Source organism: Trinickia violacea (assembly GCF_005280735.1).
GTDB classification, from domain to species: Bacteria; Pseudomonadota; Gammaproteobacteria; order Burkholderiales; family Burkholderiaceae; genus Trinickia_A; species Trinickia_A violacea.
In genome coordinates, this window is sequence record NZ_CP040077.1 from 1,469,835 (window position 1) to 1,493,066 (window position 23,232).

Sequence of the window (23,232 nt, forward strand, 5' to 3'; positions counted from 1 at the left end):
TTCCTTTTCCCCCGATAGGTGGCGCCGCAAAGGGAGGGCTCGCGGCGTGCCGTGACGGTCCGCTTACGCGGCCACGGATTCGCGGACGGCTTGAGCGAAACGCTCGAGCGACGTCAGCGACCCGAATACGCTTTGATATTGCGCATTGCCGATGCAGCCATCGAGCGTGATCAGCATGCCCACGCCGCGGGCGAGGGCGACGATGTCGAGCGCATGCTTGGGCTCGGTCGGCTTAGGCGCGGCCGGCGTAGACGTCGCCGGCACGAAAGCGGCAGCGCTCGCTTGCTGGCCGCTGGTGTGATGACGCTCTTGAATGGCGTCGTTGTAGTAAAGGCATGTCATGGCGAACCCCCGGTAGTGTGCGGACTGCGTCTCTCAGGTATGGCGCTCGGATATCGCGCTCATGTATGACGATTTGTGACCGAAGTATTGGTCACGTCCGGAGGAATGAAAATCGGCGATGGCTTGAGTTTGCGTAGGCTTACTGGAATGCCTATAGGCGATTTCCTACAACGCGGCGGACGGTGGGTAGAGGGACAGGCGGGTTTACGCGGGGCTGTCGTCGCTGACGGCGGCGAGCGGGAGATCGACCGTCAGGCGCAGGCCCTGGCCCGGCGCGGTTTCGATGGCGGCCGTGCCGTTCAGGAGGCGCACGCGTTCGCGAATGCCGAGCAAGCCGAACGATGTGTCCTTGCGCGGCGCATCGGCGGCGATGCCGCGGCCGTTGTCGGCGACGATCACGCGCCACGCGTCGTCGACGAGCGTCGCCTGAACGTGCACTTGAGTGGCCTGCGCATGACGCGCGACGTTCGTCAGCGCTTCCTGCACGATGCGGAACACCGCAGTCGACGCGCCGGAGTTGAAGCTCGGCTCACCCGTGGGGAAGTCGAGCAGAACGGGGATGCCATAGCGGGTTTCGAAATCGCGCGCGAGCCATTCGAGTGCCGGCACGAGGCCGAGGTCGTCGAGCGCGACGGGCCGCAGGCCGGCCGCGATACGCCGCACCGAGGTCACCGTTTCGTCGATCAGCGATTGCATCGACTGCGCCTGCGCGCGGAGTTCGGGCGACATCGCGCGGTCCTGCAGATCGGCTTCGAACATCGTGAGGTCGATCTTGATGGCGGTCAGGCGCTGGCCGAGATCGTCGTGCAGCTCGCGGGCGATGCGCTTCTGTTCCTCTTCGCGCGCCGCCTGAATGCCGGCCGACAGCAGGCCCAGATGCTCGAGTTCCTTCACGCGCATGCGCTCCTGCAGGTCGCGCCGCGTGAGCGCCGCGAGCCGCGCGTAGAGCATGCCGCTTTCGACGAGCAGCACCACCAGCACGAAGCTCGCGGAGATCAGGCCGTAGATCCGGCCGACGTAGAACCCGAGGTCGAAGCGGCCGTGGTTGAGCATCGCGGCGAGCGCGATGTCGATCATCCAGGCGCACAGCACGACGCGCAGCCACATGTCGAGCGTCGAGCGCGTGCCGTAGCGCAGCAGCACGAGGAACGCGGCGAGGCTGGTCGCCCAGACGAGCGCGATCGCCACGCGATAGACAGGCGTGAAGCGGCCGTCGTGCAGCAAGTCGGGCAGCATCGCGCGGCCCGCGGTTGCAAAGGCCGCAAACCCGAGCACGAGCGCGAGCACGATCGCCGCGCACAGCAGGATCGCGCGGCGCGGCGCGATTTCCAGCATCCGGGCGAGCGGGCCGTCATCGATCCGCTCCCCCTTGAGCAGCGCATAGGCGATCACGAACAACGGAAACCCGGCGTGCCAGAACATGTAGATCCACGCCGTGCTCTGCGGGCCCGCGCCGATCAGGCCGCCGGGCGCGAAGAGGCCGGGAAACGAGAGCGCGTGCGCGACCGTCATGCCGGCCGTGAAGAGATAGCCGCAGGCGAGCGCGAGAAGGCGCTGGGATCTCAGTGAATAGAACTGCCCGAAGAGCAGCATCGAGGTGATCGAATCGGTCACCACGAGCGCCGATTCGTAGGTCGGGATGAATGCCCAGATGACCGGCCACTCGCGCTTGGCAAACGGAACGGCGACGAGAAACGCAGCCACGCTCACGAGCATCAGCGTGAGCGCGAGCCGCCGTTCGCCGGGTCCGGCTGGCACGGTCGACAGGAACATCCGATTGCCTGGCGCGAATTCGCGTCCGGCGTCGTTGCCAGGCATCCCCGAATAGCTGGCGAGCTGTTCCATTCTTGACCTCACTTCACCGCTTGTTCGATTGCCGCGAAGGGCGAGCGGCGTTTTGGAAGTAGGTGCAGAGCTTGGTGCGGGAAGTGTACTACCGGGTCAGCGGATGAGCGACGGATTCAAATACGCGTCCAGCTCGCCGGACATGGCATTGAAGCGCTCGATCAGAAAGTCGAGCAACGTACGCACGCGCGGCGCCATGTAGCGGTTGCGTTGATAGATCGCGTGCACGGGCGCATCGGGAGAGCGCCATTCGGGCATCACCACGCTCAAGCGGCCGGCGCGCAGATCGGCGCCGATGTCCCAGATCGACTTCATCGCGATGCCATAGCCCGCCACGGCCCATTCGCGGGCAACGGCGCCGTCGTTGGTTTCGCGGGCCGTCGCCAGGGGCACCGTAAACGTTTCCCGGTGCTCGCCTAGCGTGAAGCGCCATTCGTTGACGTAGCTGTTGGCCAAGGCGAGCACGATGCAGGGGAACCGTTCGAGGTCGCGCGGGTGCTCGGGCGCGCCGTGTTTCGCGAGATAGTCCGGCGACGCGCACAGCACGCGCCGGTTCGGCGCGAGGTGCCGCGCGACGAGCGCGCTATCGGGCGGCACGCCGAAGCGGATCGCCAGATCGAGATCGTCCTGCAGCAGATTCGAAACCGAATCGGACAGCACGAGCCCGAACGTGACCTCGGGATACTGCCGGTTGAACTCGTCGAGCCAACCCTTGAGGACGTGACGGCCGAAGTCGGACGTCGCCGAAACGCGCACCTTGCCGCGCACGACGCTGCTGCCGGCCTGCAGTGCGGCATGCGCGTCGTCGAGCGCCTGCAGTGCCTGCTGGCAGTGCGAGAGGTACATCCTGCCTTCCTCGGTGAGCCGCAACTGACGCGTCGTGCGCTCGAAGAGCCGCGTGTGCAGCGCTGCCTCGAGTTTGACGAGGCGCGCGCTCGCCGCCGCGGGGGAGAGGCCGAGCTTGCGGCCTGCCGCCGAAAGTCCGCCGAGATTCGCCGCTTCGACAAAAAGCCGGATGTCGCCCAGGTTGTCCACGAGTTTTCCGTTTTGTTTGAAATTGATTCAAAGCCTACGCCAATTATCAATCGGCAGCGTGGCCTGGAGAATGTGGACAAGTCCCGTTCATCACCGCCACCTCATGAAGCTCGATCACGCCACGATCGTTACGAAGGATCTCGAAGCCGCGCGGCACTTTTTCTGCGCGGTCGCGGGTCTGACGGAGGGACGGCGGCCGCCGTTCGGCGTCGACGGCCATTGGCTCTATGCCGACGGGCGGCCCGTCATTCACCTCGTCGAAGCGACCGTGCCGTCGTTCGAAGGCGCGCTTCAAGGCCGTCCCGCGCCGCGCATGGACCACGTCGCGTTTCGCGTCGGCGATGGCCACGCGTGGCGTGCGTTGATCGAACGTCTGCATTTGAACTGCGTTCCGTTTGAAGTCGCCGAGGTGCCGCTGACAGGAGAGCGGCAGGTGTTCGTCGCGCTGGGGCCGGGCGTCGTCATCGAGTTCGTGACCCGGCTCGATCGCTTCTTCGAGCGGGACTTTCGGGGATAATGCGGGCGAACCCACTCCACTTGTCCCTCCCATGCGCGTGCTGATTTCGAGCGCCCGTCTCGTCTGCGTCTTGTTCATTTGGGCCGCCATCGCCAACGGCATCGTCGCCAAGTGGGACAGCCCGGCCTTCACGCTGTCCAACTACTTCAGCTACTTCACGAACATCAGCAATCTGTTTGCGTCGGCGGTGTTGCTGGCCGGTGTATTCAGGAGCGGCCAGTCCGCGTCGCGCACGGCCGACATGCTTCGCGCGGCCGCGACGCTGTACCTGCTGGTGACCGCCATCGTCTACGCGTTGCTGCTCGCGCCGATCGATGCGCTCACGCATGCGACGCCGTCGTTCAACAACTGGGTGCTGCATCGGATCATGCCGCTGGCCATGGTCGCGGACTGGCTGATCGACCCGCCGCGCACGCGCCTGCGCCTCCGTGAGGCGTGGATGCTGCTGATCTTTCCGATCGCCTATGTGACCTACACGCTGGTCCGCGGGCCGTTCGTCGACTGGTATCCGTATTCGTTTCTCAATCCGCAGCGCAATGGCTACGGCTTCGTGTTCGAATATCTGCTCGGGATCGTCGCGGGTTCCCTCCCGTTGATCGCGGCGATTATGTGGTCGGCGAACGTGCGGCGCACGGCAAGCTCGAACGCTTGAGCTCACTGCGCCCGCGCGGGGCCAGTCGAACTTCGCACGATGAGCTTCGGCGCCGAGGTGGTGCACACACGCGGCGCCGATTCCGCCGCGCCGACATAATCCGGCGACGCGGCCAGCAACTCCCTCAATAGCCCCACCGCTAGCTCCGCGGCTTCGGCCGTCGGCACCGCCACGGTCGTCAGCGCGGGACGCGCTTCGCGCGCCGGCTGAATGTCCGTGATGCCGACCACCGACAGATCGCGCGGCACCTGCCGCCCCAGATCCGCCGCCGCGTGGAGCGCGCCGAGCGCGGGCAGATCGTTCGACGCGAAGATCGCGGTGATCCCCGGCTCTGCCTCGAGCAGCGCGCGCGTCGCGGCGTAGCCGCCTTGCACGGTGTCGGGCGCGCGGCGCAAGTGCGATTCGGGCGCGTCGAGCCCCGCCTGCGTCATCGCATCGAGGAAGCCCTGGTAGCGCGCGGCATGAATCCCCGACACCTTGCTGCCGACGATCGCGCCGATCCGCCGATGCCCCAGCTCGACGAGATGCGTGCCCGCCAGCTCGCCCGCCAGCCTGAAATCGACCGCGACGCAATGCAGCCCCGGCGGTTCCTGCGGACGCTCCCACATGCACAGCACGACCGGCGCGCCGCGCGCTTCGGTCTTGTGCAGATCGGCGAAGTCGAGATTGGCGTTCGTCACGAGCACGCCTTCGGAGAGCGTCCCCGCGATCTGCTCGAGGTAGGCGCGGCCCGTCGCCGGATCTTCGTTCGTATTGCAGACGATCACGAAATGGCCGCTCTCGCGCGCCGCGCGTTCGACTGCGAGCGCGAACTCCGGATAGAACGGGTTGGCGATGCTCGACACCATCAGCGCGATGGTCGGCGCGCGGCCTTCGGCCAGCGCGCGCGCCGCGAGGTGAGGGCGGTAGCCGAGCGCCTTCACGGCGTCGAGCACGCGCAGCCGCGTTTCTTCGCCGACCCTGCCGCGGCCGCGCAACACGTTCGACACCGTGGCGGCGGTGACGCCGGCATGGCGGGCGACTTCGCTGAGCGTGGGCATCGGTTTATCTCACTATTTAGGCTGACAGTTCATCATTTGCATCCTGCGATATGACGCGGCACTATCGGCCCCATAGACAGAACGACATCGGAGACGCCGCAAATCACGATCGCCACGCGATCGCTTTTTTCGGTCTGGCTGATTAAGCGCTTAATCTCCGATTGCGTGCCGATTAGATCACGGAGACGAGGCGATGGCGAGCATTTCGTTGAGAGGCGTGCAAAAGGCGTATGGCGACGGGCCGCCGGTGATTCGCAACGTCGATCTGGAGATCGGCGAGAACGAGTTCTGTGTGTTCCTCGGGCCGTCGGGCTGCGGCAAGTCGACCTTGCTGCGCATGATCGCCGGTCTGGAGGACGTGACCGACGGCGACCTCTCGATCGGCGGCAAGCTCGTCAACGACGTGCCCGCCGCGGAGCGGGGCGTGGCGATGGTGTTCCAGAGCTACGCGCTGTTTCCTCACATGACCGTCTTCGAGAACATGGCGTTCGGCCTCAAGCTCGCCAAGAAGCCGAAGGACGAGATCGACCGCCGCGTGCGCGAAGCCGCGCGCATCCTGCAGCTCGAAGCGCTGCTCGAACGGCGTCCGAAGGCGCTCTCGGGCGGCCAGCGCCAGCGCGTCGCGATCGGCCGCGCGATCGTGCGCGAGCCCGGCGTGTTCCTGTTCGACGAGCCGCTTTCCAATCTCGATGCCACGCTGCGCGGCCAGACCCGCGTCGAGATCGCGCGTCTGCACAAGCAGTTCGCGAAGGCGAGTGTCGTCTATGTCACGCACGACCAGATCGAAGCGATGACGCTCGCCGACAAGATCGTGCTCCTGCATTCCGGCAAGGACACCGAGCGCTACGGCAGCATTGCGCAGATCGGCGCGCCGCTCGAGCTGTATCACCGGCCGAAAAGCCGCTTCGTCGCAGGCTTCATCGGCGCGCCTCGCATGAACTTCCTGCCCGCGAAGGTGGCGTCGAGCGATGGACGCGGTGTCATGGTCACGCTCGCGGACACGGGCGAGGCGGTGCGCGTCGCAGTCGACGGCGAGCCCTTGCGCCCCGGTCAGCCCGTCACGCTCGGCGTGCGCCCCGAGCATCTCGAACTCGCCGACGACGCGAGCGCGGAGGCGACCTATCGCGCGCAGCCCGAATGCGCGGTGCTCACACGCACCGTCTCGCTCGTCGAGCAGCTCGGCGAGCACAGCTACGTGCATCTGGATCAGCCCGGCGGCGCGGCGCTGATCGCGAAGGCGCCCGGCGACACGCGCTTGAAGCAGGGCGATGGGGTGCGCTTGTTCGCGCCGTCCACGGCCTGCCATCTGTTTACCGAAGACGGCTTTGCGGTCGCCGCGCTCGAACCGCTCGAGCTTCACGCCTGAACCGGCCGCGCCTCAATCACCCCAACACAAAGACCCCAACACAAAGGACCTTAGATGCGCCTCGGAGTCTGCTACTACCCCGAACACTGGCCGGAAGCGCTGTGGGAAGACGACGCCCGGCGCATGAAAGCACTCGGCATCGAGCAGGTGCGGATCGCCGAATTCGCGTGGAGCCGCATGGAGCCGACGCCTGGCGAATACGACTGGGCCTGGCTCGATCGCGCGGTCGACGTGCTCGGCAACGCCGGTCTCAAAGTCGTGATGTGCACGCCGACCGCCACGCCGCCGAAGTGGCTGATCGACCGCCATCCGGACATCCTGCCCGTGGGCGCCGACGGCCGGCCGCGCGCGTTCGGCTCGCGCCGTCACTACGATTTTTCGTCGCCGTCGTATTACGAGGCCTCGCAGCGCATTTGCACGGCGGTGGCCGAGCGCTACGGCAAGCACCCCGCGGTCGCGTACTGGCAGACCGATAACGAATTCGGCTGCCATCAGACGGTGGTCAGCTATTCGCCCGCGGCGATCGCGCGCTTTCGCGAATGGCTCAAGGCGCGCTACGGCACGATCGATGCGCTCAATCGCGCCTGGGGCACGGTGTTCTGGAGCATGGAGTACCGCAGCTTCGACGAGGTCGACGCGCCGGTTGCGACCGTCACGGAAGCGCACCCGTCGCACCGGCTCGACTACCGGCGCTTCGCGTCGGACGAAGTCGCGCGCTACAACCGCATGCAGGTCGAGATCATCCGCGCGCATTCGCCGGGGCGGCCGATCGCGCACAACTTCATGCAGCTTTTCACGGAGTTCGATCACTACAAGGTGGCGGCCGATCTCGACGTCGCCGCATGGGACAGCTATCCGCTCGGCGCGCTCGAAGAGCTGTGGTTCGCGCCCGAGGTGAAGGCGAAGTGGCTGCGCACCGGGCACCCCGATTTCGCGTCGTTCAATCACGACGTCTATCGCGGCATGTCGAAGCTGCCGTTCTGGGTGATGGAGCAGCAGCCGGGGCCGGTCAACTGGGCGAGCTGGAACCCGTCGCCGCTGCCGGGCATGGTGCGGCTCTGGAGCTGGGAGGCGTTCGCGCACGGCGCGGGCTGCGTGTCGTATTTCCGTTGGCGCCAGGCGCCGTTCGCGCAAGAGCAGATGCACGCGGGCTTGAATACGCCCGACAACCAGCTCGATGTCGGCGGCCGCGAAGCGGAGCAGCTGGCCGCCGAACTGCGCAGCGTGCTCGCCGCCGATGCGGACGCCAAGGCCGACGCCGATGCGAACGTGCGAGCTCAAGTTGCGCTCGTCTACGATTACGAAGCGAAGTGGCTCTTCGAGATTCATCCGCAAGGCGACGACTTCCACTATCCGCGTTTCGCTTTCGAGTACTACTCGGCGTTGCGCGCGCTGGGCTTCGATGTCGATATCGTCTCCGCGCATGCGCCGCTCGACGGCTATCGCTTGATCGTGGTGCCGCCGCTGCCGGTCGTGCCCGACGATTTCGCGGAGCGCCTCGCGCGCTCGGGTGCGCAAGTCGTGATCGGACCGCGCACGGGCTCGAAAACCGTCGACCTGCAGATCCCCGCGAACCTGCCGCCGGGCGCGTTGGGCTCGGTGTTGCCGATGCGCGTGTGGCGCGTCGAATCGATGCGGCCGAACGTGTCCGCGCCGGTGCGCTTTAACGGCAGCGCGCAAGGCACGAGCGACGGCGTCGCGCGCCACTGGCGCGATCTGATCGAGCCCACCAAAACGCGCGCGCTCGAAGTGCGCGCGCAGTTCACCGATGGCCATCCTGCTTACGTGAAGAGCGGCGCATTTCACTACCTCGCGGGCTTGTTCGACGACGCACTGACTCAGCGCCTCTTCGCGCACATTGCCCACGAAGCCGGGCTCGTGGCGGCGCCGCTGGCGTACGGCGTGCGGATCAGCCGGCGCGGTGCGCTGACCTACGTCTTCAACTACGGCGAGAAGGTCTATCAGCACGCAGGCATCGCGGCCGAGCGCTACGTGATCGGCTCGCCTGAAATCGAACCCCAGGGCGTGGCTGTCTATCGATCGAACTGAGGATCGAACTGAGGTTCGAACCGACGACAAACGCCCAACCACGCAGTGCCGACGTATCGATGTATCGACTTACCGACGAAAACGACGCCAGTCCAATGACAAGGAGACACGCATGACTTTGAAACCACGCAGTATCTTCACCGCCGTCGCATTGGCTGCGGCGGCCGTCGCGATGTCGACGGCCGGCACCGCCGATGCCAGCACGCTCTCGGTCAACATCGCGTTCAAGGGTGCAAGCCAGCGCGCGGTGTGGCAGTCGGTGATCGATTCGTTCGAGAAGGCCCATCCCGGCATCGACGTCAAAGTCTCGTTCATCGACGAAGAGGCGTACAAGGTGCAGTTGCCCGGCTGGCTCACGACGGTCTCGCCCGACGTGGTGAACTGGCACGACGGCGAGCGCATGGCGTACTACGCGAAGCGCGGTCTCTTCGACGACCTCTCCGGCGACTGGAAGAAGAACGGCTGGGACGGCATGTATGCGTCGACGAAGGAAGCGTCGTCGTATAACGGCAAGCAGTACGCGGCGCCGACGTTCTACTACTCGTGGGGCCTGTTCTATCGCAAGGACTTGTTCCAGAAGGTCGGCATCGCGAGCGAGCCGAAATCGTGGGACCAGTTCATGGATGCGTGCAAGAAGCTGAAGGCCGCGGGCATCACGCCGATCGCGGTCGGCGGGCGCGACGCGTGGACGCTCGCCGGCTGGTTCGACTATCTCGACTTGCGTCTGAACGGCAACGCGTTCCATCAGCAACTGATGGCGGGCGACATCGCGTACACGGACCCGCGCGTGAAGAAGGTCTACACGACGTGGAAGCAATTGATCGACGACGGCTACTTCATCGACAACTCGCTCTCGTACGATCTCGACGCCGCGCAGCCGTTCCTGTTCCAAGGCAAGGCCGCGATGATGCTGATGGGCACCTTCATCTCCGGGGGCTTCCCGGCGAACGTGAAGCAGGAGATGGGCTACTTCCAGTTCCCGATCATCAATACGAGCGTGCCGACCGCCGAGGATGGTCCGGTGGAAACGCTGAATATTCCGACGAAGGCGAAAAACAAGGCCGACGCCCGCACCTTCCTCGCGTTCGTCGAGTCGCCGGAAATCGGCTCGCGGATCGCGATCGGGATGGGATCGCTGTCGGCGAACAGCAAGTCGCCCGAGCCGGATGACCCGGTTGCGAAGATCGGCTTCCAGATCCTCTCGAACACGAAGGGCGGCATCGCGCAGTTCTACGATCGCGACATGACGAAGGAAATGGCCGACGAAGGCATGAAGGGCATGCAGCAGTTCGTCGCCGATCCGACCAAGATCGACGACGTGCTCGCGCAGCTCGAAGAGACGCGCAAGCGGATTTACCAGAAGTGATCCAGAAGTGATCAGCCCCGAGCGCAGGCGGCCGCGCGTTTTCGCGAGCCGCCGCGTTCGCTCAGGATCGATCGGGAGATTGGCCGTGCCACACACCATTACCCATCACACCGCGCACGCGTTGCCGGAGGCGAGCGCAAGCGGGGCGCTCGAATCGCAGGCAGCGGCGAACGGGCAGAACGCGAGTCGTGCGACTCAGGCGAGCGCGCGCCGCCGGCGCGCCTCGCCGACTTCGCGCCGGCAGCAGCGCGCGGCGCTCCTGTTTCTCGCGCCCGCGTGCGTGATGGTCGGTCTCTATGTGATCTGGCCGATTCTCTCGACCATTCGCATCAGCTTCTACAACTGGGACGGGATGACGCCGCCGGCCTTCGTCGGCCTCGCGAACTACGTCGAGCTGGTTCACGCGCGCACGTTCTATACGGCGCTCAAGAACAATGTGATCTGGCTCTTCCTGTTCCTGCTCGCGCCGCCGATGGGGCTGGCGGTGGCGCTCTATCTGAACCAGGCCGTGCGCGGCATCCGGTTCGTCAAATCGCTGTTTTTCGCGCCGTTCGTGCTGTCGGGCGTCGTGGTCGGATTGATCTTCACGTGGTTCTACGACCCGACGTTCGGCCTCTTGGCGATGATGCTCGGACACGGCATCCCGGTGCTCGGCGACGCCCGCTACGCGACCTTCGGCATCGTGTTCGCCGCGCTCTGGCCGCAGACGGCGTACTGCATGATTCTCTATCTGACGGGGCTCACGACGCTGAACGCGGAACAGCTCGAAGCCGCGCGCATGGAAGGCGCGCGCGGTTGGGCGCTGCTGTGGCATGTCGTGCTGCCGCAATTGCGGCCGACCACGTTCATGGCGATCGTCGTGACGGTGATCGGCGCGCTGCGCAGCTTCGATTTGATTTCGGTGATGACCGGAGGCGGCCCGTTCGAAAGCTCGACGGTGCTCGCGTATTACATGTACGACCAGGCCATCAAGTACTTCCGGCTCGGCTACTCGGCGGCCATCGCGGTCGTGCTGTTCGCGATCATGCTGGTTTATATCGTGTACCACCTGCGGCGGATGCTGCGCACCGAGCAATAGAGGAGCCGATATGTATCCGATGCCCGTCGAGCAATGGAAGAGCCCGGTAACCCGGCGCCTCTACAAATTGAGCCTGCCCATCGCGCTCGTGATCTGGCTGCTGCCGATGATCGCGGTGCTCGTCACCTCGGTGCGTTCGACCGAGGAACTGGCGGAGGGCAACTACTGGGGATGGCCGAAGCATTTCGCGCTGATCGACAACTACCGCGAGGCGCTGACGACCTCGCCGATGCTTCACTACTTCTTCAACAGCGTGCTGATCACCGTGCCTTCGGTGATCGGCTCGATCGCGCTTGCCTCGATGGCAGGCTTTGCGCTTGCCACCTACCGGTTTCGCGGCAACACGGCGTTGTTCGCGACCTTCGTCGCGGGCAACTTCGTGCCGGTGCAGGTGCTGATGATCCCGGTGCGCGACTTGTCGCTGCAACTCGGATTGTTCAATACGCTAAGCGCGCTGATCCTGTTTCACGTGTCGTTTCAGACGGGCTTCTGCGCGCTCTTCTTGCGCAACTTCATCAAGCAGCTGCCGTTCGAGCTGATCGAGGCCGCGCGCATCGAAGGCGCGGGCGAATGGACCGTATTCGTCCGGATCATCCTGCCGCTGATCCGCCCGGCGCTCGCGGCGCTCACGATCCTCGTGTTCACGTTCGTCTGGAACGACTACTTCTGGGCGCTGTGCTTGACGCAAGGCGACGACGCCGCGCCGCTCACGGTCGGCGTCGCGGCGCTCAAAGGGGAGTGGACGACCGCGTGGAATCTGGTGTCGGCGGGTTCCATTCTGGCGGCGCTGCCTTCTGTCGCGATGTTCTTTGCGATGCAGAAGCATTTCGTCGCCGGGCTCACGTTCGGGGCGAGCAAGGGGTAGCGGGCGTTGGCGCGATTGTCGCGCCAACGCGTTGCGCTCACGCGCCGAGCAGCACGCCGGTGCGGATCGGCCGAATGCCCGTGACGCGCCCGAGCGGCGCGCCGGCCGTGACGAAGCGAATCGCGCGCCGCATGTAGAGCACGCCTTCGGTGTTGCTGCGCACCGTCGTCGTCTCGTCGGTCAGCGGGTCGACGATGTCGAAGAGCGCGTCGCCCGCGCGGATCAGGTCGCCGGTCGCCGCGCGATGCACGAGGATGCCGGAGACGGGCGCATAGCACTGCTCGCTGCCGGCCAGCGGCGTCGGCTCGCGAAGGAGCGGCGGCATGGGCTTCGCCTCGCCGCGCACGGCGCCGTGTGCGCGCAGGAAGTCGACGATGGCGTCGGCGTCGTGCGCGGCGGTCTCGTATGTGACGTCGCGCTGCCCGCGGCATTCGATCGTCGCGGCGATCGTGCCCGGCGGCAGCAGTGCGGGGTCGGCGAGCGTCTGCTGCAGCGTCCACCACGGCAGGCTGTGGGCCTCGTCGAACGCCTGGCCGCCGGAATCGGTCGAGATCAGCGACGCCTGCGCGCCCATATAGCGCGCGAGCGATTCGAACTGCGGCCATGCCGCATCGCTCGTGTAGAGATGCAGCGTCGCTTCGAGCGAGCAGTGCAGATCGATCACGACGTCGGCGTCGAGCGACAAATCGAGGAGCGCGCGCTGCAGCGATTCGAATTCGGTGCGCGGCGTGTGCTGCGCGAGCGACTCGCGCATCAGCCGGCGCACGGTGGCGACGTTTTGCTTGGGATCGTTGCCGAGCGCGCCTTCGATTTTTTCCGCGAGGCCGTCGAACGACGGGAAGTGCCGGTTGAAGTTGCGCCCGCTTGCCAGATCGAAGCGGCCGACGAACTGGCCGAGCACATGTTGCGCGAGCCCGACAGGGTTCGCGACCGGCACCAGCACGATCTGCGCGGTGAGCGCCCCGGCGGCTTCGAGTTCGGTCAGGCGCCGCCTGAGCATCACGACGGTGAGCATCGCGGGAATTTCGTCGGCGTGCAGCGTCGATTGGATGTAGATCTTTTCGACGCCTGCGGCTGTGGCTTCGGGGCCGAAGTGAAAGCTGGTCAGTTCGCGGCGCGTGCCGATGGCGGGGGAGATCAGAAAGGTCGAGCGCGTGTGCATGAGCGGGTGAGGGTGGAGTAACGGGAGCGCCGGCGAGTGTCGCACGGCGTGCTCGATCGGTCGGGAATCAACCGTAGATCAAGCGCGGATCAATCGCCGTACGGATTGAAATCGATATATTCGTGCGCCATCGTAGAGCGCCGCTGTGCCGCCGCGAAGTGCTGGCGCGGCTATCATGATCGCTTTTACCGATCACCCCGCGTTCACCTCACCATTGCCCCGGACTGCCCGCCCATGGCCCTGACCCTCGCCCAATTGCGGATCTTCTCGGCCGTCGCCAAGCACGGTAGCCTGCGCGGCGCGGCACGCGCGCTCGACCTTGCGCAGAGCAGCGTCACCCAGCAACTGCAGAATCTCGAACTGGAACTCGGCGCGCCGCTTTTCACGCGCACGAATCGCGGCATCGCGCTCACCGTCTACGGCGAGCGGCTGCTCGCGCGCGCGGGCTCGATTCTCGGCGAGTGCGAGCGCACCGAAGAGGAGATGCGGCAGCTGCGCGGCGACTACGAGGGCAGCGTGTCGTTCGGCATGAGCACCGAGCCGATGATCGACACGCTCGCGCCCGTCCTCACGCAATACCGCGCGCGCTTCGACAAAGTGCGGGTGCATCTGATGAGCGGCACGTCGCGCAAGATGATCTCGTGGCTGCGCGACGGCACGCTCGATTTCGCGGTCGCGCTCGTCGCGCCGAACACCGACACGCACGACCTCGCCGTGACGACGCTGTACGCGTCCGATCCGGTCGTGGTGTGCCGGCGCGATCACCCGCTGCGCCACGCGCGCTCGCTTGCCGAACTCGCCGGCTGCGAGTGGATCGGCACGCGAGCGCCGAATGCATCGAACGCGCCCGCGAACCGGCTGATCGACCTGTTCGGGAGGAACGGCCTGCCGCCGCCGCGCATCGTCGCGACGACCGAGGCGCTGCTCGACACGCTGCACCTCGTCGTCGAGACGGACTGGCTGTCGCTGGAGCCGTCGATCGTCACGCGGCACCGTTTGTTTGGGGGCGCGCTCGCGTCGATCGCGATCGCCGAGCGCGCGGCGCCGTCGAACGTTTGCGTGCTGCAGCGCGCGAGCGTGCCGCTCACGCCCGCCGCGCAGGAACTCGCGACGATGATCGCTTCGTACGCGCGTATGATCAAACCCCACGACTCAGCCTCATGATTCAACCCACGATTTGACCTGCGAGCCCGCACGAGACCTATGAATTCCACTCCCGAAGTTTCCCCGCCGCGATCGATTCGCATCCTGAGCCCGCTGGAGGCGCGCGTGGTGGGCGTGCTGGTCGAAAAGCAGCACACGGTGCCCGATACGTACCCGCTGTCGCTCAACTCGCTCACGTCGGGCTGCAACCAGAAGACGGCGCGCGCGCCGGTGATGAACGTGACCGACGCCGAAGTGCTCAACGCGATCGAAGATCTCAAGCACCTGAGCCTGGTGTTCGAAGGCAGCAGCAGCCGCGTGCCGCGCTTCGAGCACAACCTGAACCGCGTGCTCGGCATTCCGAGCCAGGCCGCCGCGTTGCTGACGGTGCTGATGCTGCGCGGTCCGCAGACCGCGGCCGAGCTGCGGCTGAATTCGGCGCGCTTGCATGGGTTCGCCGACGCGTCGTCGGCCGAGGCGTTTCTGGAGGAGCTCGCGGCGCGCGAGCCGCCGCTCGTCGTCAAGCTGCCGCGCGCGCCGGGCGAGCGCGAAAGCCGCTGGGCGCATCTGCTGTGCGGCGAGGTCAGCGCACCCTTGAGCCTGGGCGCCGGCGATGCGGCGCCGGGCGGCGTCGCCGACGCGGCGATCTCGATCGATGAATTCGACGCGCTGAAGAGCGAGCAAAAGCGCCTGGCGGGCGAAGTGGAGCGGCTGCAGGCGCTCGTCGAGCACATGGCCGCCGAGTTGGGCATCTCGCTCGACAAGATCGGCGAGCGCTCGTAGCGCTCGGCAAGCGCGGCACGTCCGGCGCGCTTTCACGCGCCGGGAAAAAAACCTCGGCAAACGCTATGCTTTCATAGATCCGCGATGCGGCGCGGACGGGGTCACGCGGACTCCGCCCGGCGTGTCGCGCGCAACTGCACGGGTGAAGAATGGATGAACGCGTTCGCGGCGACGCGGCGCCGTCGACGATAACGGCGCGCACGAGGCACGCGATTCGGGAAGTGCTCGAAGGGCGCCGCAAGGGCCTGGCGATGATCGTGCCGCTGGCGGGGCCCGCCGTCGTCGTGTCTGTCGCCTACATGGACCCGGGCAACTTCGCGACCAACATCCAGGCGGGCGCGCGCTACGGCTACGCGCTCTTGTGGGTCGTGCTGCTCGCGAACATCGTCGCGATGCTGTTCCAATCGCTCTCGGCGAAGCTCGGCATCGTCACCGGCAAGAACCTCGCCGAGCTGTGCCGCGCGTACTTCCCGATGCCCCTCGTGCTCTTGATGTGGGGCGTGAGCGAAATCGCCGCCATGGCGACCGATCTCGCCGAATTCCTCGGCGGCGCGATCGGCCTCTCGCTGCTGTTTCATGTGCCGCTCGTCGCCGGCATGATCGTCACGGCGATCGTCACCTATGTGCTGCTCTTGTTCGAGAAGGCGGGCTTTCGGCCGCTCGAGCTCGCGATCGGCGCGCTGGTCGGCGTCATCGGGTTTTCGTATCTGGCCGAGCTGTTCATCACGAAGGTGGCGTGGCATGGCGTGCTCGGCGGCACGTTCTCGCCCCATTTGCCCGACTCCGACGCGGTGATGATCGCGGTCGGCATCATCGGCGCGACGGTGATGCCGCACGCGCTGTTTCTCCACTCGGGGCTGACGCAGAACCGTGCGATCGCGCATACGCCCGACGAGCAGCGCAAGCTCGTCAAGTTCTCCGATATCGAAGTCGTGATCGCGCTGACGGTCGCCGGGCTTATCAACATGGCGATGGTGATCATGGCGTCGGCCGCGTTTCATGCGGGACATCCGGAGGTCGCCGAGATTCAGGCGGCGTATCACACGCTCGCACCGCTGCTCGGCATCGGGGCGGCGGGGATCTTTCTGCTCGCGCTGATCGCCTCGGGCATTTCGAGCTCGGTCGTCGGGACCATGGCGGGGCAGATGATCATGCAGGGCTTCGTCGGTTTTCAGATTCCGCTCTGGCTGCGGCGCGTCATCACGATGGTGCCAAGCATCGTGGTCGTGGCGATGGGCGTGAACGCGACGCGCGCGCTCGTCGTCAGCCAGGTCGTGCTGAGTCTGGCGCTGCCGTTTCCGATGGCGGCGCTGGTGTGGTTCAGCTGCCGGCGCAACGTGATGGGCGAGCACCGCAGCTCGGTGCTGCTGGCCACGACGGCGATTGCCGCCGCGGCCGGGGTGTTGGCGCTGAACGTGATTCTCGTGCTGCAGACGTTTGGGGTGAATATTCCGGGGTTGCCTAGTTAGGCTAAGACCTTACGTGACGTGAGGGTCAGGCGGTCAACGCAGTTTTTTGATCATGTGCTCTTCGTCGTAGAACCGTCCGTCTACCTGCATGGCTCTTGGTTCGACACCGAAGGTCGTAAAGCCCATCGACAGATAAAGCTGCTTGGCTGGGGCGTTTTCCGCGTTGACGCACAGAATCAATTGCGCGCAATTCCAGCCTTGGGAGGCGTGCGACGTCGCGGCATTCAACAGCGCGCGTGCGAGGCCCTTGCCGCGCTGCACCGGATCGACAAAGACGCCCCAAATCGTCGCCGTGTGGCTCGCCTGCGCCAAGGCTTCGCGGCGCACGCCGGTGATGCCGACAAGCGCGTCTCCGTCGAACGCGCCGAATACCGCTTGCGTGGGCGTGCATTCGATACGCGTCGAGATCTCGTCGATCGATCGGCGCTCCTCTTCGGCGCGGGTGGGCAGGATAGAGGTCGGAGAAGTGGTCGCGGCGAGCACGCGTATCGCTTTGAAGCGGCTGGCGTCACCGGTGGCGAGTGTTCGGATCGTTACCATGCGGGGGGTATTGGGAGCGATTAGAAAGGACCCCACAATACCCGACCGGCGTGCCGCTTGGCAAACGAGCGGCCCAAGAAGATTGGGTGATCGTCAGGGCGAATCGCAACGCACGCACTGAGTCTGCGCCGCTGCCTTCGCGCTCTTGCTCGACACACCTCCAAACAGCACGACGCTCATCGCAGCCAACACCCACGCACCGATTCCGCCATACGTCATTACCCAGCCGAAGCCGTGCACGAGTGCATCATGCAGCGCGGTGCCGGACGGATCGAGCCGCGACAACTCCGGCAGCCCTTGCGCGACAGCGGCGACGTTGCCAGCGGCAACTTGCTCCGCGAGACGGCTGAGCGCCGTGACCTCGAGCTGCCCCGCGAAGCGCGCCTTCAAATCGAAGAGGATGCCCGCGACGAGAATCAGCCCCATCAGCGCGATATTGACGGCGAGCGTGATCATCCGCGCGCTCATGTCGATGCCGGACGCCATGCCCGCGCGCTCGCTCGAAACGGAGCCCGTCGTGGTGTTGGTGGTCGGCGTGTTGGTCAGGCCGAGCCCGGCGCCCGCCACGAAACAGCCGGGCAGCATCGTCCAGCCGCTGGCATGCGCAGCGCCGCTGCCGAACTTCATCAGCACGAAGCCGAGGCCGATCGTGAACAGGCCGAACGGAATCACGAAGCCGGGACCGTAGCGGAGCACAAGACGCTCGCCAAGCGGCGGAAACACGAGCGTCGGCAGCGTATAGGCGAGCAGCGCGAGGCCGGCGGCGACGCTGTCGTAGCCGAGGCCGATCTGGAAGTAGATCGGCAAATAGATCATGAACGGCCAGAAGCTGAAGTTCATGCCCATCGAGCCCATCAGCGCGCCCGAGAACTTGCGGACCCTGAAGACGGAGAAATCGAACATCGGCCGCGCGCTCAGTTTTTCTGCCAAGACAAAGGCGGCGAAGCCGGCCATGATCGCGGCCGCCATGGCGATACCCTTGGTGCTTGCGAACCCGAAGTCCGAACCTTGCGTGATGAAGTAGGCAAGGCCGAAGACCGACAGCGAAAGCGTGACGATACCGGCGATATCGAGCGTGTCGGCCTGCGGATCGCGCGACTCCTCCACGCCGTTGAACACGAGAAAGAGCGTCAGCGCGGCGATCGCGACGTGCACGAGGAAGACCCACTGCCAGTTCGACAGCGCGACGATCGCACCGCCGACGATCGGCCCGAAGCCCAAACCGATTCCGAGGATGATGCCCCACGCGCTGAACGCCTTGGCGCGTTCCGGTCCTTCCTGAAACTGATGCGAGAGCACGGCGACCTGGCAAATCAGCATCGCGCCGCCGCTCGCACCTTGCAGAAAGCGGGCGGCGATCAGCATCGGCACGCTTGGCGCGAGACCGCAGAGCGCTTGAGCATGACGCGCTCGGCGGTGGGCAAGGTGGTGACGCGCCTCGAAAAGCGCCTGGGCGTACGCCTCATCAATCGCACGACGCGCAGCCAAAGCCTCACCGAAGACGGCCAGGTCTACTACGACCGCTGCGTGCGTGCGCTCGCCGAGCTGGACGCGGCACAGGCCGATCTCGACAGCGGCCGGCGCGAGCCGCGCGGCCGCTTGCGCGTGAGCGTGCCGCTCGCCTTCGGCCACCACTGCGTGGCGCCGGTGCTGCAAGACCTCGCGCGCAAGCATCCGCAATTGAAGATCGACATCTCGATCACCGACCGCATGGTGGATCTGGTCGAAGAGGGCTTCGACCTCGCGGTGCGCATCGGCAAGCTGCGCGACAGCGCGAGTCTCGCGGCGCGGCGCCTCGGCGAGCAGTACGGCAGCATCGCGGCCGCGCCGTCGTATCTCGCGCGCCACGGCATGCCCACGCGCGTCGAAGACCTCGCCCGGCACCAGGCGATCGCGTACTCGCGAGCCGGCGTGATGGTGCCGTGGGACGTCTGCGGCCCGGACGGCAAGGTCGAGCGCGTGAATGTCGAGCCGCAACTGAGCCTCGACGACGTGCAGGCGATCGTCGATGCCGCCATTGCCGGTCTGGGGCTCGCCAGCCTGCCGTGCTGGCTGCTTAACCACTACGTTCAAAGCGGCGAACTGGTGGCGGTCATGGAGCGCTGCATCCGGCCGCCGCAGGAGATCCATGTGGTCTGGCCGCAAACGCGCTATTTGCCGCTCAAAACCCGCTACGCGATCGATGCGCTGGTGGCCGCGATCCCGCCCATGATTACCGGTTGACCGGCCTTCCCGTGCGCCAGAGCACGGTATCGAGCCGCCGGATGGCGCGAACCTGTCAGCGCGCTGGCGCGGCGGACATTCTTTCGGGAGATGAAAAGGTCTCTTGTCGACTCAGGGATTTTTACCGTTCGTTTCAACGCCTATCCTTTAGCCATTCGCCAAGGACGCTGTGTTCGAAGCGGTTCATAAATCATCTGTCGAGGTAAGAATCATGAAGACCCGTCTGTTCGCTGTCGCCGCCGCCGCCGTGCTGCTTTCCGCTCCGCTCGCTTCGTTCGCGCAGCAATCGAACGCACCGCTCACGCGCGCCGAAGTGCGTGCTCAACTGGTCGAAGCGCAGAAGGCCGGCTACACCCAAAACGACAACCTCACGTATCCCGCCGATATCCAGGCCGTCGACGCGAAGATCGCCGCAGCCGACACCCAGGAGCAGCCGGTCAAGACGGGCTATGGTCCGGCAATCGGCGGCATGTCGCAGTCGGGCGTGGGCCGCGCCGTGTCGAACGACGGCATGAAGCCGACCTTCTTCGGCCAATAAGGCGTTAGGGGCGGCAGCGGGATGCCTCGATAGCGTCCCGCGCCGCCCGCGCGCCGATCTCACCGGCGCGAAGCTCGCCGCCACGGCTTGGCGGCAGCCATCTTTTCTTCGCTTCGGACACTCCGTCCCGAAGCAGCGCTTCTCTCCTCAAGCATCGCTCTCCCTCTTTTCGTTATACGTATCCGTCGGCTTATCGTAAGATTCGGCCCTCGCAGGGCTTGAAACGCCCTCGTTAATCCAGCGCTCAAATAGTCGCCTTAACAGATCCACACTAAGCGTATACACGCGGTCCGCGACGACGAAGCACGGTTTGACGCCGATATAAGCGCTACGACATGCGCTGCATGCTCCTGGCCCGATGGGACGTGATGTCGCGTTCGCCTAACCTTCGCTACGGCAAAGTGCAAATGACGAGGCTGATAGAAAAGCGCGTCGTACAGCGCGAAAAAAACCAGCCGACGCTTCCGAAACGACGAGACGCACAACGGCTCGCCCGTCCCCAAGACGTTGCTGACAAGCCCAACTTAATTAGATTCGAGACAAACCTGATGACGGTCCCGAGCGTGACCGTTTCAGCACGCTGATAAAGGAGCAAGCTCATGAGTGATACCCAGGCGCAGCCGGTCGTCGGCGTCGGCGCGGAAAGCGACTTCGGCACCAAGGGATTCATCGATCGATACTTCGGCATTTCCTCGCGCGGCAGCACGCAGCGCCAGGAAGTCGTCGCGGGCGTCACCACGTTTCTGGCGATGGTGTATTCGGTGTTCGTCGTGCCGGGCATGTTCGGCAAGGCGGGCTTCGACACGAGCGCCGTGTTCGTCGCCGTGTGTCTCACCACGGCCTTCGGGTCGCTGTTGATGGGCCTGTGGGCGAAGCTGCCGATCGCGATCGGCTGCGCGATTTCGCTCACCGCGTTTACCGCGTTCGGCCTCGTGCTCGGCAAGGGGCTGCATCCGACCGTGGCGCTCGGCGCTGTGTTCCTGATGGGCCTCGTGTTTACGGGCATTTCCGTCACCGGCGTGCGCTCGTGGATTCTGCGCAATTTGCCCGCGGGCATCGCGCACGGCACGGGGATCGGCATCGGCCTGTTCCTGCTCTTGATCGCTTCGAACGACGTCGGTCTCGTCGTCAAGAACCCGGGCGCCGGCCTGCCGGTGTCGCTCGGCCATGTCACGTCGTTCCCGGTGATCATGTCGGTGATCGGCCTGGCGGCGATCTTCGGCCTGATTCGCCGCCGCGTGCCGGGCTCGATCCTGCTCGTCGTGATCGCGATTTCGGCGGCCGGCGTCGCGTTCGATCCGGACGTGAAATTCCACGGCTTCTTCGCGCTGCCGTCGCTCTCCGCGCCGGGCCATGCATCGCTGATCGGCGCGATGGACATCAAGGGTGCGCTCTCGCTTGCCGTGCTGCCTAGCGTGCTGGCGCTCGTGATGACCGCCGTGTTCGATGCGACCGGCACGATCCGCGCCGTGGCGGGGCAGGCGGGCCAGCTCGACGAGAACGGCCGCATCATCAACGGCGGCCGCGCGCTGACGGCGGATTCGCTGAGCTCGATCTTCTCCGGTTTCCTCGGCGGCGCCGGCGGCGGCCTATATCGAATCGACGGTCGGCGTGGCCGCCGGCGCGAAGACGGGTCTCGCTGCCGCAGTGGTCGGCCTGCTGTTCCTGGTCGTGATGTTCTTCTCGCCGCTCGCGAGCCTCGTGCCGTCGTATGCGACCGCCCCCGCGCTGATGTACGTCGGCCTCATGATGCTCTCGAGCGTGAGCAAGCTGCACATGGACGACATGGTCGACGCGATGTCCGGCCTCGTGTGCGCCGTGTTCATCGTGCTGACCGCCAACATCGTGACGGGCATCATGCTCGGCTTCTCGACGCTCGTGATCGGCCGCGTGGTGAGCGGCGAATTCCGCAAGCTCAATGTCGGCACGGTGGTGATCGCGGCTGTGCTGGTCGCCTTCTACCTTGGCGGCTGGGCGATCTAGAAACGCATTCCGGGCGTTGCCGCTGGAGATGCGGCAACGCTCAGAGAGGACGTTGTCTCCTCCACCACATTTTCGTTGGTGGTCTTGAAGCCTGGGAACTCGCGTTCTCAGGCTCTTTTTATTTGGGGCATGCGCCCAGGCACGCCCACCTAGGCGCCCCCACCGTTCTTCATTACGATAAGCGCTCTTCAACTTTGGACGCGGCGCGCGGCCCCGTCGTCTCCTTATCCGATGCTCAAATCGTTGCTTGCCTGTATCGCCTCGGCGCTCGCGATGACCTCCGCGGGTGCGCAAACGCCTGCTGCCGCGCCGCTTGAATCGTTTGCGCTTTACTACGGCCGCAATCCGCCCGTCGAGCCCTTGTCGGCATTCGATGTCGCGGTGATCGAGCCGGACAGCGGCTTCGAGCCGAGCGCGCATCGCCTGCCGCACACCGAATGGTTCGCGTATGCGAGCGTCGGGGAAGTGCTGCCGTCGCGCCGCTATTACGCGGCGCTGCCCAAGCGCTGGCTTGCCGGACACAACGAGGCGTGGGCGTCGCGCGTGATCGACCAGAGCCACCCGGACTGGCCCGCGTTCTACGTGCAGCACGTGATCGCGCCGCTGTGGGACGCCGGCTATCGCGGCTTCTTTCTCGACACGCTCGATTCCTACCAGCTCTTCGCGCGCACCGATGCCGAGCGCGCGCGGCAGCAGGCCGGGCTCATCGCTGTCGTGCGCGCGATCAAAGCGCGCTTTCCGGGGGCGAAGCTGATCTTCAATCGCGGCTTCGAGATCCTGCCGCAAGTGCACGACCTCGTGTATGCCGTGGCGTTCGAGTCGCTGTATCAAGGCTGGGACCAGGCACATCAACGCTATGTCGAAGTGCCCGAGGCGGACCGCGCGTGGCTGCTCGCGCAGGCCAAGACGATTCGCGAGCAATACCGTTTGCCGGTGCTGTCGATCGACTATTGCGCGCCGGGCGATGCGGCGTGCGTGCGCGATACGGTCGCGAAGATTCGAGCGCTGGGCATCGTGCCGTATGTGACGGATGGGGCGCTGGCGACAGTCGGCACGGGGCCTTCGACGCCGACTGCGTCTTCGAATTGATCCGCTAATTCGCGACTGCACACAGTCTTGTAAGACAAATTAAGGTATTTGTTAAAGTTGTCCGGCCCGCTGCCGTTAACGAGGATGAACCCGCCCGTTCGGCCTGAACGGGCGGCCCGCTGCGTCATCAAACCATCGGCCAAGGTC

Annotated in this window: 17 protein-coding genes and 4 pseudogenes; 14 read left to right on the forward strand and 7 right to left on the reverse strand. The window is 65.6% G+C overall.

What is annotated here, in order from left to right; translation table 11 throughout:
- Positions 1–63: 63 nt before the first annotated feature.
- The 3 genes from FAZ95_RS06740 to FAZ95_RS06750 form a co-directional block, all read right to left on the reverse strand.
- On the reverse strand, positions 64–342 hold the full coding sequence (locus FAZ95_RS06740; protein WP_254699825.1) for a hypothetical protein: 279 nt from the start codon (positions 340–342) through the stop codon (positions 64–66).
- A 204-nt stretch (positions 343–546) separates the two neighbouring features.
- A complete protein-coding gene (locus FAZ95_RS06745; protein WP_137331738.1) occupies positions 547–2,187 on the reverse strand; it encodes a sensor histidine kinase in 1,641 nt (546 codons plus the stop codon).
- A gap of 96 nt (positions 2,188–2,283) precedes the next feature.
- Positions 2,284–3,222 (reverse strand): LysR family transcriptional regulator, encoded by a 939-nt coding sequence (locus FAZ95_RS06750; protein ID WP_137331739.1) that lies wholly within the window; start codon positions 3,220–3,222, stop codon positions 2,284–2,286.
- A gap of 103 nt (positions 3,223–3,325) precedes the next feature.
- Between FAZ95_RS06750 and FAZ95_RS06755 the strand changes: the two genes are divergently transcribed.
- A complete protein-coding gene (locus tag FAZ95_RS06755; protein ID WP_137331740.1) occupies positions 3,326–3,739 on the forward strand; it encodes a VOC family protein in 414 nt (137 codons plus the stop codon).
- 31 nt (positions 3,740–3,770) lie between these two features.
- Positions 3,771–4,391, forward strand: a complete 621-nt coding sequence (locus tag FAZ95_RS06760; RefSeq protein WP_137331741.1) for a Pr6Pr family membrane protein — start codon at positions 3,771–3,773, stop codon at positions 4,389–4,391.
- 2 nt (positions 4,392–4,393) lie between these two features.
- On the opposite strand, the gene FAZ95_RS06765 is transcribed toward FAZ95_RS06760, so the two are convergent.
- Entirely contained in the window at positions 4,394–5,431 is a 1,038-nt protein-coding gene (locus tag FAZ95_RS06765; protein WP_137331742.1) for a LacI family DNA-binding transcriptional regulator, read from the reverse strand.
- Between the two features lie 193 nt (positions 5,432–5,624).
- Here FAZ95_RS06765 and FAZ95_RS06770 point away from each other — a divergent pair, with 193 nt between their 5' ends.
- From FAZ95_RS06770 to FAZ95_RS06790, 5 genes are all read left to right on the forward strand, one after another.
- Positions 5,625–6,797: an ABC transporter ATP-binding protein gene (locus FAZ95_RS06770; protein WP_137331743.1), complete on the forward strand. Its 1,173-nt coding sequence runs from the start codon at positions 5,625–5,627 to the stop codon at positions 6,795–6,797.
- 54 nt (positions 6,798–6,851) lie between these two features.
- Positions 6,852–8,846 (forward strand): beta-galactosidase, encoded by a 1,995-nt coding sequence (locus tag FAZ95_RS06775; RefSeq protein ID WP_137331744.1) that lies wholly within the window; start codon positions 6,852–6,854, stop codon positions 8,844–8,846.
- A gap of 112 nt (positions 8,847–8,958) precedes the next feature.
- A complete protein-coding gene (locus tag FAZ95_RS06780) occupies positions 8,959–10,212 on the forward strand; it encodes an ABC transporter substrate-binding protein (protein ID WP_137331745.1) in 1,254 nt (417 codons plus the stop codon).
- An 85-nt stretch (positions 10,213–10,297) separates the two neighbouring features.
- Entirely contained in the window at positions 10,298–11,290 is a 993-nt protein-coding gene (locus tag FAZ95_RS06785) for a carbohydrate ABC transporter permease (RefSeq protein ID WP_254699826.1), read from the forward strand.
- Between the two features lie 10 nt (positions 11,291–11,300).
- On the forward strand, positions 11,301–12,155 hold the full coding sequence (locus FAZ95_RS06790; protein ID WP_137331746.1) for a carbohydrate ABC transporter permease: 855 nt from the start codon (positions 11,301–11,303) through the stop codon (positions 12,153–12,155).
- A gap of 37 nt (positions 12,156–12,192) precedes the next feature.
- Here FAZ95_RS06790 and FAZ95_RS06795 read toward each other — a convergent pair whose 3' ends face one another.
- On the reverse strand, positions 12,193–13,317 hold the full coding sequence (locus FAZ95_RS06795) for a succinylglutamate desuccinylase/aspartoacylase family protein (protein ID WP_137334451.1): 1,125 nt from the start codon (positions 13,315–13,317) through the stop codon (positions 12,193–12,195).
- 234 nt (positions 13,318–13,551) lie between these two features.
- Here FAZ95_RS06795 and FAZ95_RS06800 point away from each other — a divergent pair, with 234 nt between their 5' ends.
- The 3 genes from FAZ95_RS06800 to FAZ95_RS06810 all read left to right on the forward strand — a co-directional run bounded on the left by FAZ95_RS06800 (position 13,552) and on the right by FAZ95_RS06810 (position 16,712).
- On the forward strand, positions 13,552–14,481 hold the full coding sequence (locus tag FAZ95_RS06800) for a LysR substrate-binding domain-containing protein (RefSeq protein ID WP_137331747.1): 930 nt from the start codon (positions 13,552–13,554) through the stop codon (positions 14,479–14,481).
- Positions 14,482–14,520: 39 nt separating this feature from the next.
- Positions 14,521–15,243, forward strand: coding sequence for a YceH family protein (locus FAZ95_RS06805; RefSeq protein WP_137331748.1), 723 nt, complete (start codon positions 14,521–14,523; stop codon positions 15,241–15,243).
- A gap of 149 nt (positions 15,244–15,392) precedes the next feature.
- Positions 15,393–16,712, forward strand: coding sequence for an Nramp family divalent metal transporter (locus tag FAZ95_RS06810; protein WP_137331749.1), 1,320 nt, complete (start codon positions 15,393–15,395; stop codon positions 16,710–16,712).
- A 33-nt stretch (positions 16,713–16,745) separates the two neighbouring features.
- On the opposite strand, the gene FAZ95_RS06815 is transcribed toward FAZ95_RS06810, so the two are convergent.
- The gene (locus tag FAZ95_RS06815) at positions 16,746–17,252 is read right to left on the reverse strand and encodes a GNAT family N-acetyltransferase (RefSeq protein WP_137331750.1); all 507 of its coding nucleotides are present in this window, start codon (positions 17,250–17,252) and stop codon (positions 16,746–16,748) included.
- 93 nt (positions 17,253–17,345) lie between these two features.
- Positions 17,346–18,644 (reverse strand): annotated as a pseudogene (locus FAZ95_RS06820) (MFS transporter); the annotation flags it as partial.
- On the opposite strand from FAZ95_RS06820, the pseudogene FAZ95_RS06825 reads away from it, so the two are divergent.
- From FAZ95_RS06825 to FAZ95_RS06840, 4 genes and pseudogenes are all read left to right on the forward strand, one after another.
- Positions 18,639–19,475 (forward strand): annotated as a pseudogene (locus tag FAZ95_RS06825) (LysR family transcriptional regulator); the annotation flags it as partial. The pseudogenes FAZ95_RS06820 and FAZ95_RS06825 sit on opposite strands and share 6 nt — an antisense overlap.
- Positions 19,476–19,686: 211 nt before the next feature.
- The gene (locus tag FAZ95_RS06830; protein ID WP_137331753.1) at positions 19,687–20,013 is read left to right on the forward strand and encodes a DUF4148 domain-containing protein; all 327 of its coding nucleotides are present in this window, start codon (positions 19,687–19,689) and stop codon (positions 20,011–20,013) included.
- A gap of 599 nt (positions 20,014–20,612) precedes the next feature.
- Positions 20,613–21,996: pseudogene (locus FAZ95_RS06835) on the forward strand (NCS2 family permease).
- A gap of 231 nt (positions 21,997–22,227) precedes the next feature.
- Positions 22,228–23,067 (forward strand): annotated as a pseudogene (locus FAZ95_RS06840) (endo alpha-1,4 polygalactosaminidase); the annotation flags it as partial.
- Positions 23,068–23,232: the final 165 nt, after the last annotated feature.